The sequence below is a fragment of the Flavihumibacter stibioxidans genome, from assembly GCF_014332695.1.
GTDB lineage: Bacteria > Bacteroidota > Bacteroidia > Chitinophagales > Chitinophagaceae > Flavihumibacter > Flavihumibacter stibioxidans.
The window spans coordinates 68469-82056 of the sequence record NZ_MBUA01000023.1 but is presented as its reverse complement, the minus strand read 5'-3'; the positions used below and the strand labels follow the sequence as shown (position 1 = coordinate 82056).

Annotated in this window: 8 protein-coding genes; 4 read left to right on the top strand and 4 right to left on the bottom strand. The window is 47.0% G+C overall.

What is annotated here, in order from left to right; translation table 11 throughout:
• Positions 1 to 9 precede the first annotated feature (9 nt).
• From alaS to BC349_RS11660, 4 genes are all read left to right on the top strand, one after another.
• Positions 10 to 2637, top strand: coding sequence for an alanine--tRNA ligase (alaS, locus tag BC349_RS11675; protein ID WP_187256949.1), 2628 nt, complete (start codon positions 10 to 12; stop codon positions 2635 to 2637).
• A 76-nt stretch (positions 2638 to 2713) separates the two neighbouring features.
• Positions 2714 to 3799, top strand: a complete 1086-nt coding sequence (locus BC349_RS20110) for a PDZ domain-containing protein (protein ID WP_281384572.1) — start codon at positions 2714 to 2716, stop codon at positions 3797 to 3799.
• Positions 3800 to 3857: 58 nt separating this feature from the next.
• Positions 3858 to 5330 carry an Asp-tRNA(Asn)/Glu-tRNA(Gln) amidotransferase subunit GatB gene (gene gatB / locus BC349_RS11665; protein WP_246456927.1) on the top strand — a complete coding sequence of 491 codons (1473 nt, stop codon included), beginning with the start codon at positions 3858 to 3860 and terminating at the stop codon, positions 5328 to 5330.
• A 25-nt stretch (positions 5331 to 5355) separates the two neighbouring features.
• The gene (locus BC349_RS11660; RefSeq protein WP_246456926.1) at positions 5356 to 6537 is read left to right on the top strand and encodes a TlpA disulfide reductase family protein; all 1182 of its coding nucleotides are present in this window, start codon (positions 5356 to 5358) and stop codon (positions 6535 to 6537) included.
• On the opposite strand, the gene BC349_RS11655 is transcribed toward BC349_RS11660, so the two are convergent.
• The 4 genes from BC349_RS11655 to BC349_RS11640 all read right to left on the bottom strand — a co-directional run bounded on the left by BC349_RS11655 (position 6538) and on the right by BC349_RS11640 (position 13580).
• Positions 6538 to 7206, bottom strand: coding sequence for a hypothetical protein (locus BC349_RS11655; RefSeq protein WP_187256947.1), 669 nt, complete (start codon positions 7204 to 7206; stop codon positions 6538 to 6540).
• A 73-nt stretch (positions 7207 to 7279) separates the two neighbouring features.
• Complete coding sequence (locus BC349_RS11650) at positions 7280 to 8704, bottom strand: RagB/SusD family nutrient uptake outer membrane protein (RefSeq protein WP_187256946.1); 1425 nt, start codon at positions 8702 to 8704, stop codon at positions 7280 to 7282.
• 17 nt (positions 8705 to 8721) lie between these two features.
• Positions 8722 to 11697 (bottom strand): SusC/RagA family TonB-linked outer membrane protein, encoded by a 2976-nt coding sequence (locus BC349_RS11645; protein ID WP_187256945.1) that lies wholly within the window; start codon positions 11695 to 11697, stop codon positions 8722 to 8724.
• 428 nt (positions 11698 to 12125) lie between these two features.
• Positions 12126 to 13580, bottom strand: coding sequence for a RagB/SusD family nutrient uptake outer membrane protein (locus BC349_RS11640; protein ID WP_187256944.1), 1455 nt, complete (start codon positions 13578 to 13580; stop codon positions 12126 to 12128).
• Positions 13581 to 13588 lie beyond the last annotated feature (8 nt).

Genomic DNA, 13588 nt, shown 5'->3' with positions numbered 1-13588 from the left:
TTCCGAAATATGCTTACAAGTGCTGAGATAAGACAACAGTTCCTCGATTTTTTCGCATCAAAAGGCCATGCAATTGTGCCATCGGCCCCGATTGTGGTTAAAAATGATCCCACTTTATTATTCACCAATGCGGGCATGAACCAGTTCAAGGATTTTTTCCTGGGCAATAAATTATCAGCCAGTTCCCGTGTGGCAGATACCCAGAAATGTTTAAGGGTAAGTGGCAAGCACAATGACCTGGAAGAAGTTGGGGTGGATACCTATCACCACACCATGTTTGAAATGCTGGGTAACTGGAGCTTTGGTGATTATTTCAAGAAGGAAGCCATTGAATGGAGCTGGGAGCTGCTGACAAAAGTGTACCAGATTCCGGTGGATCGCATATACGTAACCGTTTTTGAGGGCGATGAAAAAGAGAACCTGCCTAAGGATGAGGAAGCTTTCGGGGAATGGAAAAAATGGATCGCTGAAGACCGTATCCTGATGGGTAATAAAAAAGACAATTTCTGGGAGATGGGCGATACCGGTCCATGCGGCCCCTGTACTGAGATACATGTTGACTGCCGCACGGATGAAGAACGTGGCTCCACCGATGGTAAAACGCTGGTGAACAATGACCATCCGCAGGTGATTGAGATCTGGAACAATGTATTCATCCAGTTTAACCGGATGAAGGACGGAAGCCTGCAGCCTTTGCCGGCCAAACACGTGGATACCGGAATGGGACTGGAGCGACTGGTTCGTGTGCTCCAGGGCAAGTCATCCAACTATGATACCGATGTGTTCAGCGGAACCATCGCCGCCACTGAAAAAATTACCCACCAGAAATATGGCTACAGCGATTCCCGGTCGGATATCGCTTTCCGCGTAATTGCCGACCATATCAGGGCCATAGGGTTTACCATTGCAGACGGACAGCTTCCTTCGAATACGGGTGCTGGTTATGTAATCCGCCGCATCCTGCGCAGGGCCGTACGTTATTACTATTCCTACCTTGATTACAAACAGCCACTGCTGTTTCAACTGATGCCGGTACTCGCAAAACAGTTTGAACATGTATTCTCCGAATTGCAGCAGCAGATTGATTTTGTGAGCAAAGTGGTGCGGGAAGAAGAAGACGCGTTCCTTCGTACATTGGATAAAGGATTGAAAAAAATTGATGATATTATACAGGGGGCAAATGCCGCCAATAACACCACAATACAAGGTAGCGCGGCATTTGAACTCTATGACACTTATGGATTCCCGATCGACCTCACACGGCTCATAGCCAGGGAGAACAACCTGCAGGTGGATGAGTCTGGTTTTGAAAAGGAAATGCAGCAACAGAAAGACCGGAGCCGCGCGGCAACAGCTGTTGATACAGAAGACTGGGTAGTGTTGAATGAGACAGGACTGATGTCTTTTGTAGGATACGACAGCCTTGAGATTGAGAGCAGGGTGATGAAATACCGTAAGGTGAAGGCTAAGGGGAAAGAAGCCTACCAGCTGGTGCTGGCTGTCACCCCTTTTTATGCTGAAAGTGGTGGCCAGGTGGGAGATACCGGGGTGCTGATGTTTGAAGGGGAGGAAGTCACAGTGGTAGATACCAAAAAGGAAAACGACCTGATCATTCATTTCGTGGAAAAACTGCCTGTTAATATCAGCGGTATTGTAACAGCCAAAGTTAACCGCGTAAAAAGAACGAATACAGAAGTGCACCATTCTGCCACCCACTTGTTACACGCCGCACTGCGTGAAGTGCTTGGCGTCCATGTGGCACAGAAAGGTTCGCTCGTGAACGACGAATACCTGCGATTTGATTTCTCGCATTTTGCCAAGGTGACCGATGAAGAGATCAGCAGGATCGAAAGGATAGTGAACGAAAAGATCCGTCAGAATATTAAGGTACAGATCCGGGAAATGGACAGGGAAGCAGCCATTGCGATGGGTGCCATGGCCCTTTTCGGCGAAAAATATGGCGATAAAGTGCGGGTTGTGATAATGGATCAGTCTTATTCCATTGAACTATGCGGCGGCACCCATGTGGTGGCTACCGGTGAGCTTGGATTTTTCAGGATCACCAGTGAATCTGCGGTGGCAGCCGGTGTGCGCAGGGTGGAAGCCGTAAGTGGTGCATCTGCGGAAACCTGGCTGAATGATCAGTTGTCCTTGCTGCAGTCGGTAAAGGAATCCCTGAAAAATCCGCGGGAACTCCTGAAGGCGATTGACAATACCCTGGCTGAAAATGCGTCCCTGAAGAAACATATCGAGAGCCTGGAGAACCGGGCACTTGTGGGTATACGCAATGAATTGCTGCAGAAAGATGAGATCATCAACGGCATCACTTTCGTTGGGGATATTGTGGAAGTAAGCAATGCGGATGCACTGAAAAAGCTATGTTTCGACCTCAGGAATAACCTCAACGATTATGTGGCTGTGCTCTGTGCAAATATTGGCGGAAAGCCTTTTGTGGCGATAGGCATCTCTGATTCTGTGGTGTCCGCCAAAGGACTGGATGCCAGTAAAATTATCAGGGAGACCGTTGCCCCGCTGATCAAAGGTGGCGGTGGCGGCCAGAAGAACCTTGCAACTGCAGGCGGCCAGGATGCAGGCAGACTGTCAGCGGTTATTGATGCGGTGAAGGCAGTAGTTTAACATTTCCGAAATATTTCGTACTTCAAAAACTTCCCCTATATTTGATCTACGAAAACTGACGTAAATGATAATCAATATGAAAAAAATTTTAGTTCCGGCCCTTGGCATGGCCTTGCTTTCCCTCGGAACAACTGTTGTCCGGGCCCAGGAAAAAGAAAAGAAAACCGAAGCCCTCGGCGAATATGACCAGATCATTATCAAGCGTAAGGGTGATCACATTTTTGAAATTGAAACCAAGGGACCGAAAGGGGATAAAGGTTCCAAAGGGCCAAAGGGCGATAAGGACATCAAACTCTCCATTGTTATCAAGGATGATAAGATTGAAGTGAACGGCAAGCCCCTGGCAGAATTTGAGGATGACAGGGTTGCCATCCTCAAGAGAAATATCATTATCCGTGATGGTAATACCATGAGGATGGCCATTCCGCGCACGCCGCGTTCTCCTTTCCAGGATGGCACATTCGAGTGGAAGAACAACGGAGATCAGGACTTTGAATTTACGATGGAAGACAAGGCCTTCCTGGGGGTGGCTTCAGAGAAGGCTGACAAAGGCGTAGTCATTACCGAAGTTACCGGGGGTAGTGCGGCTGAGAAGGCGGGACTGAAAGCAGGGGATATCATCACAAAGGTGGATGATGAATCTATCGGCAGCCCTGATGAACTGAGTAAAGCCGTCAAAAAGCACAAACCCGGAGACAAGGTAACGATCACCTATAAGCGCGATGGGAAGGATAACAGGCTTACTGCCACCCTTGCAAAGATGCAAATGGCGATATCACTGGACAGAATGCCATTCCTGCAGGAACTGGAGCGTGGTCAATTTCCACCGGAAGGTTTCAGGAATGAGAATTTCGATTTCAGGTTCAATCCTTCCGGCCAGCCTAAGCTGGGTATCAAAGCGCAGGACACCGAAGAGGGCAAAGGGGTAAAAGTGATTGAAGTGGACGAGGGATCTGCAGCTGAAAAGGCAGGAATCAGGGATGGGGATATCATTACTTCTTTTGATGGAAAGGAAATAAACAGTGTGAATGAGTTGGTGGAAATTTCCAGGGCAGCCCGAGAGGCGAAAAAAAGCGCCATGCCCCTGACATACAAACGCGACAATAAAGAACAGCAGACCGAGATCAAGGTGCCGCGCAGGCTGAGGACAGCGGAACTGTGATGGTGAATGAGTCATTCGCTGTTTCTCCTTTCCTCTCAATGGGGTACATTTGTGCTGTATGGAAACAACCGGAACAAGGATGGAGGTACTCCAGGAGAAATATGAGCTGGTGATTGGCCTCGAGGTGCATGCCCAGCTAATGACCCAGACCAAGCTATTTTGTGGTGATTCTGCTACATTTGGTGGCGATCCCAATACACATATCAGTCCCATTACCCTGGCTTACCCGGGAACCCTTCCCATGCTGAACCGGGAGGCCGTTGAGTTTGCCGTGCGTATGGGTCTGGCCTGTAACTGCGAGATCAGCCGGGTAAACTGGTTTGCCCGCAAGCATTATTTCTATCCCGATCTCCCCAAGGGCTATCAGACTTCCCAGCATATCAATAATATCTGCCAGGGTGGCGGGGTCAAAATACAGACCGGTGGAAAGGAAAGGGTGGTAAAACTGCATCATATCCACCTGGAAGAGGATGCAGGAAAAAGCATTCACGATGCGCACGGGGAAAAAACTGCCATTGACCACAACAGGGCCGGTGTTCCGCTGGTGGAAATTGTATCGGACCCTGATCTCTATAGTGCTGATGAGGCCTATGCCTATGTTACTGAAATCCGCAAGCTTGTCAGGTTCCTGGGAATCTGTGATGGCAATATGGAGGAGGGCAGCATGCGTTGTGACGCCAATATTTCCATCCGGCCCAGGGGCGATAAAAAGTTGGGCACCAAGGTGGAGGTAAAGAACCTGAACTCTATCCGCAACGTAAAGCGGGCCATTGAGTTTGAGGCGAAGCGTATGATGGAAATGGCTGAAAGCGGCGAAAAAATCATTCAGCAGACCCGGAGTTTTGATGCCGAAAATGGAACCACTTTTGCCCTCCGGAGCAAAGAGGAAGCAAATGATTACAGGTATTTTCCTGATCCTGACCTGCCTCCTTTCCTGGTGACGGAAGAAAGGCTTGCTGCTATTCGGGCTGCCATGCCTGAATTGCCTGAAGCCGTACAGGCGCGGTATATGAAGGATTACCAGTTGCCTCCATACGACGCCAGGTTATTAAGCGAAGAAAAAGAAATGGTCCGGTATTTTGAATCGGTACTGGAGCATACGCAACAATATAAATCTGTGTCCAACTGGTTATTGGGACCGGTAAAAGCCTGGTTGAATGAAAACAATGCCAGCCTCGATTCATTTGTACTCTCACCCTCTCAACTGGCGAAACTGGTGGAACTGGTAGCATCCGGACAAATCAGTTTTTCATCGGCATCATCGAGATTATTGCCAAAAATACTGGAACAGCCCGGTGCGGATCCCCTGCAACTCGCTGCCGGCCTGAACCTGTTACAGAATGCCGGCGAAACTGAAATCGAAGCCTGGGTAAGTGAAGTCCTGTCTAAGATGCCGGAAAAGGTAGCGGAATATAAAAAAGGCAAGAAGGGACTGATTGGCTTATTTATGGGCGAAGTGAAAAAAATATCGAAGGGCAAGGCAGATCCCAAACTAACCACCAGTTTACTGGAACAAAAACTTAATCAATAATAATTCAATACATCAAAGCAATAGAATGACAACTAAGAAAATGCTGGTAACAGGCCTGGTGGTTACCCTGTTGGGCGTAGGCTGCAAGGATAAAGGTTCCGGCGGAGATTTTTCCGTTTCTGTAAACTACATCAATGCCGATAAACTTGCGCCCATGGAAAAGCGGCGTATGGTTCTGGAAGAAATTCCATTTGGGGGAGAAGGTGCGCCGGTGATACTTGATTCTGCCACTGTAGCAGAGGCAAAGGGAAAGATAGAACTGGAAGGCAAGGCAAAAGAGGAAGGTATTTACCAGGTGGCGGTAGAGAATGGTCCGGTATTATTGCTGGTGAATGATGCTGATAACATTAAGGTGGAGCTGGACATGTCGAAAAAGGAAAGGTATTACACTGTGCAGGGATCGGAAGGCAGCAAGCAGTTACAGGATTTTATACAGCAATACAGCGACCGCAGCCAGGAAATCAATGGGGTATTTGCATCGCTCGACAGCCTGAAACAGGTTGGCGCTTCAGACAGCCTGGTACTGGCAATGACTGATAGGAAAAATTCATCCATTGCCTCGTTGACTACTTATATGAAGGACTTTATCAACAATGCCAAAAGTCCCTCTGTAAGCCTGTTTTCACTGGGTCTTTCTTCCCAGGTATTGCCGAAGGCTGAATTTGAAACTGTGATGAACAATGTGATGAAAAAATTTCCGGAGCATGGCATGTTGAAAAACCTGAAGCAAACCTATGATCAGCAACAGGCACAGGTAGCCGAAATGGAAAAGCAGCGGGCTGCCAAAAGCCTGGTTGGAAAGCCTGCACCAAACCTGACCATGGCGGATCCGGGTGGAAAGAATGTCTCCATTGCGGATTTCAGGGGCAGGTATGTGCTGGTGGATTTCTGGGCCAGCTGGTGCGGGCCCTGTCGTCAGGAAAACCCGAACGTGGTGCGTGCCTATGACAAATTCAGGAGTAAGAATTTTACGATCCTGGGTGTATCGCTCGATAAGGAAAAGGAACCCTGGTTAAAAGCCATCGCTGCTGACAAACTCAGTTGGTCACATATGAGTGACCTTAAGTACTGGGACAGTGAGTCTGTGAAAGTATATGGTTTTGAAGGCATCCCTTACAATGTGCTGATTGACCCGCAGGGAACCATCATTGCCGAAAACCTGCGTGGATTTGACCTTGAAAACAAGTTGACGGAGGTGTTGAAATAATCACTGCGCAAGGCTGTTATAGAACTGAACCAGTTTAATAAAATCAGATTCCTTTCTTAAAGAGATTTTATGTTCTTTAATGAAGGAATCTGTTTCTTTTGATCTATCGCTGAACTGATCTGGCAGTTCTTTTTTACCAAGTGCAAACTGGCTGATCTGCCCTTTTTTGGAGAGAAAATAACGGGATGAATTGGTAAAGGTTTTTACCACTCCTTCATTGATCCTGTTTATATCAGAAACTATCTTCACAGGCTCTTTGTAAAAGCTGAGGCGGCCTTCCTGCAGCACCTGCACAAATATTTCCTGACTGGTATTGCTACCGGCAGGTAACTTTTTAAAATACTGGTATGTGGCAGGTTTTGCGAGGTCAGGTTTCAGAACAAAAGCCAGTACCGGTTCTGCAAACTGGTATGCATTTTCATCCTTCTCAAAATAAAGTTGTCCTGCGTAGGCATCGTATTTTAACAGGATATTTTTGTAGGTGCCTGATTTAACGGTCACATCTCCGTTCATCCAGTCTTCACTCAAAAACGGAGAGCCGCTGATGGAAGAATAATTTTGCGAGTTAAAAACACGGGATGAAACCGGGTCATGTAAGACCTGGTCCTGGGCTCGAAGGCCGATGCTGCTGATCTTAAGAATAAATAGGATGACAAAAATCTTTTTCATATATGGAATATATAAAAAAAGAGGGTTGAAAATATTTTCAACCCTCTTTTTAACTGTTTAATAAAACAATGAATTAATACTCCGGATTCTGCTGCGGACGGATGTTCTCGTTGGCATCAATTTCAGATTGAGGAATCGGAAGGATCCTCCTGAAGTTGGAGTAGGGTACATTCCTTGCATCTGCAGGGTAGTTGGTACTACGAACGACAGGTCTCTTTAAACGCATCAGGTCCATGTAGCGGTCACCTTCCATTGCCAATTCTTTCCTTCTTTCGGTGATGATGTCTTCAAAGAGTTGAGCGCCTGTAGAGGTTATTTCAGCTGCACCTCTTCTGCTGGTAACATAATTGAGGTACTGGCGGGCTTCGTCTTCGTTTGTCGCTGCCGAAGCTTCTGCCACGATCAGGTGCATTTCACTCAGCCTGAGTACTTTGGTATTGTTGACATCCCCGGTGAAAACAGGGTATTTGTCAACAGTCGGGATTTTGATGGAAGAAGATGCAGGTCTTGCAACAACCGGGTAGAGGTTGCGTCTTACATCGGTTTCACCAAACAGGGCATAGAGGTCATCGGAAACTACCAGGTCGCCATAGTTACCATTCTGACTGTAGATATAGGAAAGACCGTCAAATCCTACGTTCCCAACCGCATCAAATGAAACCTCAAAAATGGTTTCCTGCTTGTTAGTGGTGATACCGGCATTTGCCCAATAGCTGGCGTGTGCGGCAGCGGTAAGGTCTGTGAATCCTCCATTGTTAATTACGTCCATTGCGGAAGTTTTCGCATTGGCGTAATCTCCCATAGTCAGATATACTTTTGCTTCCAGTGCTTTTGCAGCATACTTGCTGAATTGAGATGAATTGGTATACTTGGTCATCAAAGTATAGGCATTGTTCAGATCTGAAAGGATCAAAGCATACACTTCACTAACCGTATTTCTGGCTGGTTTCAGGTTAGCATCATAAGTGGTAACCAGCGGAACGCCCAGTCCGGCCGGGTTATCAGTATAAGGCCTGGCAAAATAGCGCACCAGTGTGAAATAACTAAGTGCTCTGATTGCATAAGCTTCTCCTTTGTATTGGTTAATGTTTGCATTGGCAGCCAGACTGGAGTTGATGACGTTGTTTGCCCTCAGGATTGCCTGGTACGCGGAACGCCAGAGACCTGTTGCATTTCCATCAGCAGCATTCGCTGAATAATTATTAAACAGTGTGTACCTGTTAGTATTAACGCTATGCTGGTAAGTGTTATCGGCCATGATATCTCCAAGGACCGGAACCGTTCTGCCAAAATAATCGGCAGCAAATCCACCAGCACCTGTCCTGAGGCCTGCATAGGCACCACGCAGAGCAACCTGAAGATCCTGTTCAGTTCCAAGGGCCTGGTCCGGGGTAAGTGAAGTCGGGGGATCTAATTCAAGGAAATCCTTTTTGCAAGATGTGAAAGTGGTTGCAGAAATGGTTAATAACAGCAACCCACGATATATAGACTTTGTCATTATTACTTGTTTAATGATTAGAAACTAATGTTTACGCCTGCTGTTATGGTTTTTGGAATGAACACGTTCAGGTTGGTTGTGCTGGACGTTCCCTGCTCAGGATCGAAGGCCAGGTTCTTATCCTTCACCCATGTGAACAGATTGGTGCCACGAACATAGAACATAGCACTTGTGATTTTCAGTTTTGACGAAACCAGTTTCGACAGGTCATATCCAAGTTGCAGGTTCCTGAGCCTGATGAAATCACCCTGGTTCATGAAGAAAGTAGAAGCACTTTGGAAATTTTTGTTACCGCCTTCAACATACTTTGGAATATCGGTGACGTCACCGGGTTGTTGCCAGCGATCAAGTACCCTGGCCACTTTCTGGAAGGCTGCGCCAAATCCGGCACCAACATAATAGCTGCCCCATGTATCATATACATAGTTGCCGAAGTTGTAGTAAAGCTGTACATCCAGGGAGAAATCCTTGTATCTGAAGCTGTTGTTCAGGGAACCAAAATACTTTGGCAGGGCATTTCCAACAATTGTCCTGGCACCTGCACCGGGATAAACGTTTGTTGTTGCTGCGTGCGTATTGTCTGTGTACCACAGAGGGTCGCCATTGGCGGGGTCAACACCTGCCCACTCCCTGAGATAATAGGATTTGATGCTTTCGCCCTGGCGGATCAGTTGAAGACCAGTATTAGGGTCGGCAATATCGCTGCCACCTGGCAGGCTGGTCACCTTATTTCTGTTAGAAGCCAGGTTGAAGTCAACTATCCAGCTGAAATTTGCAGATTTAACGGGAATGGCATTAACAGCCAGTTCAATCCCCTTATTCTCCATAGCGCCAATGTTCCTTGTTGCACTGGTGAATCCTGTAGTGGCAGAAAGGGGAACATTCAGCAGCAGGTCTTCTGATTTCCTGATATAATAATCAACGCTTACATTCAGGCGGCTTTTTAAAACACTTACATCCAGACCGACGTTAAAGGGTTTGTTTAGTTCCCAGGTCAGGCTGGAATCGCCTACGTTGGAAGGAGCACTACCAGGCGCCTGGTTGTAGTTGTTGCCATAACCATAAAGCGGCAACCAGTCATAGTTTCCGATACCGGCATTACCGTTTACACCGTAGGATGCCCGGAGTTTCAACTGGGTGATGAAATCAACGTTCTTCATGAAGTTTTCCTGGTCAACATTCCAGGAACCACCCACTGACCAGAAATTACCATACCTGTTATTAGCACCAAACCTGGAAGCACCATCACGACGGAAACTTCCTGATAACACATACTTGTTTTGATAGTTGAAGTTAACAGAACCAAACTGTGAAACGAAAGTATAGTCTGAAATGCTGGCACTTGCAGTTGTTGGCCTTGCACCTACTGCAGGATAAGTCAGGCGCAGGGTTGGAGGAAAATCCTGGGCCTGGGTGCTGTTAAAATAACCCTGGCTTTTCTGACTCTCATAACCAACCTGGGCATTCATTGACAGGTCGCCGTTACGGGTCAGATCCTGTTGCAAATCCAGTGTATTGGTCCATACCCAGTTGAAATAACGGGTATAATAAGCGAAAGCGCGACCACCTGACGCAACACCATCACCGTGGAAGGGGTTGTTGTACTGGTCTTCTTCCAGGAGATTATAATCTGTACCATAGGAAGACTTGAACCTCAGGTTGTCGAGGATCTTGTATTCCATAGTACCGCTTCCCCTCAGACTTGTCTGGCGGAGGTATCGCTTGTCGATTTCAGACAGGGCAACTGTGTTGTGCAGGCCACCCACACTGTAGTTCCATGATCCGTCAGCATTGGTAGCTGCACGGGAAGGCAACAGGAAGTAGGCAGACAGTACCGGGTTGCCGAAAGCACCTCCGGCTAAAGGAGCGCGCTGGCTAACGTGACCGGCATTGATGTTGATGTTGAAAGTAAGACGATCTGTGGCTTTGTGTGTGAGGCGGATATTTCCGTTATTTCTTTTCAGCTGAGAGTTAATGGTGGTACCCTCCTGGAAGAAATGTCCGGCTGAGAAATAGAAGGTAGTTTTATCTGTACCGCCTGACATGCTGAAGTTGTACTGGCGTTGGTCGGCTTTCCTGGTAATGGCATCATACCAATTGAAATCAACACCATTTCCAAAACCGCGTCCTGCCAATACACCATCAACGTTGGTACTTCCAACATTGACCAGTCCTTCACGCGCAACTGTAAAATATTCTTCTGCTGTCAGTGGCCTGTAACGATCATTTTTGTAGGCAATCTCACTCTGACCGATTTCTGTATCAAACCTGAACTTTGTTTTTCCTGACTTACCTTTTTTGGTAGTAACAATGATTACCCCATTGGCAGCGCGGCTTCCGTAGATAGACTGAGAAGCCGCATCTTTCAATACAGAAATGCTTTCAATATCATTGGGGTTCAGGGTGCTCAGCAGGTTAGCTGAAGTCTGCAAACGGGAGGCATCTCCTGAGTTAATGGGTACGCCATCAATTACCCAAAGAGGAGAGTTGCTGGCTGTGATTGAACTTACTCCACGAATAAGGATAGCCTGGTTGGCACCTGGTGCACCGGAAGCTGAAACTGACTGAAGACCGGGAACCATACCCTGGAGGGCCTTATCCACTGAAGTAAATGGACGGTTTTCCAATTCCGGTCCTTTTACTGTGGCAATAGCACCTGTCAGGTCGGCTTTTTTCTGCGTACCATAACCTACTACTACAACTTCCTGTAAAGCTTTATCGGAAGATGTCATCGCTACGTTGATGATGTTACCTGCGCCAATCCGCTGTTCCAGATCGGCATAACCGATTCCGGAAATGACGAGGATACGGGCATCTGCTGGGATTGTGATGGAATATGTTCCATCGTCTTTGGTAGTAGTTCCGGTTGAGGTTCCTTTAACCACCACAGATGCATTGGCCACTGGTTGGCCTTCGGCATCCGTAACCCGACCAGTAATGGTGCGGGTCTGTGCAAATAACTGCCCTGTCAGGACAATTATGCACAGTAACATGCATAGAGCTTTTCTCATTTACTTGTGTGTTTTTATTTAAGAATAGGGGGTAAACTAAAGACAGGATTTTCAGGAAATTGCTGCATTAAAGTTTCTCTGAAATAATTTGGAATGCTACAATTGGAGGCGCAAGTGCGTGTTGCCCATGCAGGGATTTGCTTAACCAGATACTCATAATTTGCCATTTTGGGGGTCGAATTCTACATATTAACAACCTGACTGGAATTCCTTAACAAAATAAAAACACCAAGGTTGTAAAATAGCTGATAAAAAACGGTATAAATGAAATAAAAAGCAGTAAAAATAATATATTGTATGTTATATGTGTATATATTAATATGCGATTGTGTTGTTAAAGCAATGTAAATAATAAAAGAGGCCACCGGAAAGGTGGCCTCTTTTATTATGAATGTTAGTTCAGAAACTGGTTAGTTATCCTCACAAAGCTTGTTCAGCAACAACTCTGTTGAAGAGATCGGCCAGATATATTCCTGCTGGGTGGGCTGGATGGCTGTTACACCCGGCTTGGCAGGCAGGGGCAGTCCCAGCCTGGTCAGATCGGCACCAGCAAGACCTTCACCCAGGAATTCGATCCTGCGCTCAGTAAGGATGGCATCTGCCAGGGCTGCCGCATCGGCAAAATCGCCCGCAGTGAAAGTGGTGGTAGCATCGGAACGCTGGCGAACGGCGTTCAGCAGCGCCAGTGCACGTGCATCCACGGTATTGGTTGAACGGGTAATAGCTTCAGCCAGGTTCAGCAATACTTCTGAATACCTCATAACCGGGGCCCAGTCTGTAAAAGGAGTTGGCCTGGGATATTTGTTAAGGTATTTTTTTGAACCTGATGTTACAATAAATGCTCTTCTTGCATCTGTCTCCTTCCAGCCTGTATTGGCAATAATACCTGTAGACAGGAGGGAATACTCGCCATTACCACCGTTCATGGCAGAAGAACCATAATAGTAGCCCAATTGGTTCTGGGTACCCGGTGCTTCTACGTCTGAAAAGGGCATGGATAAAATAGACTCCGTGGTGGTATAATTGCTGAATAAGGTGGCATAGTTTGCCTGAAGCTGGTGTGCAATACCCGTACTAGCTTTGAAAGGCGCATCGGCACTCACGATCTTATTGGCCTCTGTAATCACCTCGCCATATTTCTGCATACTGAGATAAACCCTTGTTTTGAAAGCAATGGCTGTATTCTTGTGGGCCCTTGTAGTGTTCAGTTCGGGTTTGCTGTATGCTTCGGGAAGATTTTGCTCAGCATAATTCAGGTCTTCCAGGATCTGTGCATACACTTCAGCAACCGTGCTGCGTGCCAGGTCATAATTACCGGAACCGGTATTGGCTGTCAAACGCAGAGGTAAACCGGGTTTACTGCCGTTACCATCCCAATAGGGGCGGGCATAAAGCTGCAGCATGGCATAATAGCTGAGTGCCCTTACGAAACGGGCTTCGCCCTGCAGGTTTTTGGAAATTGCATCACCCACAACAGCAGTACCCTTGTTCTCCATGCCTTCCAGGAAAACATTGACCAGGTTGATGGCATAGTATGCCCGGTTCCAAAGTGCCTGAACCGAGTTGCCTGAACTGTTACTGGGTGTATAATTCCATACATCGAAACCGGTTACCACGTTGGTACGGTCATTCTGAAAATCGCCGCCACGGATATCATTGAATATCTGGTACCGTCCGCCGTACATACCGGCATTCTTAATGGTTGCATATAAACCATTTACCTGTCCGCGGATTCTTAGTTCGGTGTCAAATGCGGAAAGCTCCGAAATTACATTGGTTGGCACCGGTTCCAGGTCTTCCTTTTTGCAGGCGGTTAATTGCAGGACTCCAGCCGCTACCGCCATATATAAAATTCTTCTTTTCATGTTTGTTT

Coding starts and splice junctions, on each gene's coding strand:
- gatB (WP_246456927.1), top strand. CDS start 3,858: ATGGAAACAACCGGAACAAGGATGGAGGTACTCCAGGAGAAATATGAG.
- BC349_RS11655 (WP_187256947.1), bottom strand. CDS start 7,206: ATGAAAAAGATTTTTGTCATCCTATTTATTCTTAAGATCAGCAGCATC.
- BC349_RS11650 (WP_187256946.1), bottom strand. CDS start 8,704: ATGACAAAGTCTATATATCGTGGGTTGCTGTTATTAACCATTTCTGCA.
- BC349_RS20110 (WP_281384572.1), top strand. CDS start 2,714: ATGAAAAAAATTTTAGTTCCGGCCCTTGGCATGGCCTTGCTTTCCCTC.
- BC349_RS11660 (WP_246456926.1), top strand. CDS start 5,356: ATGACAACTAAGAAAATGCTGGTAACAGGCCTGGTGGTTACCCTGTTG.
- BC349_RS11645 (WP_187256945.1), bottom strand. CDS start 11,697: ATGTTACTGTGCATAATTGTCCTGACAGGGCAGTTATTTGCACAGACC.
- alaS (WP_187256949.1), top strand. CDS start 10: ATGCTTACAAGTGCTGAGATAAGACAACAGTTCCTCGATTTTTTCGCA.
- BC349_RS11640 (WP_187256944.1), bottom strand. CDS start 13,580: ATGAAAAGAAGAATTTTATATATGGCGGTAGCGGCTGGAGTCCTGCAA.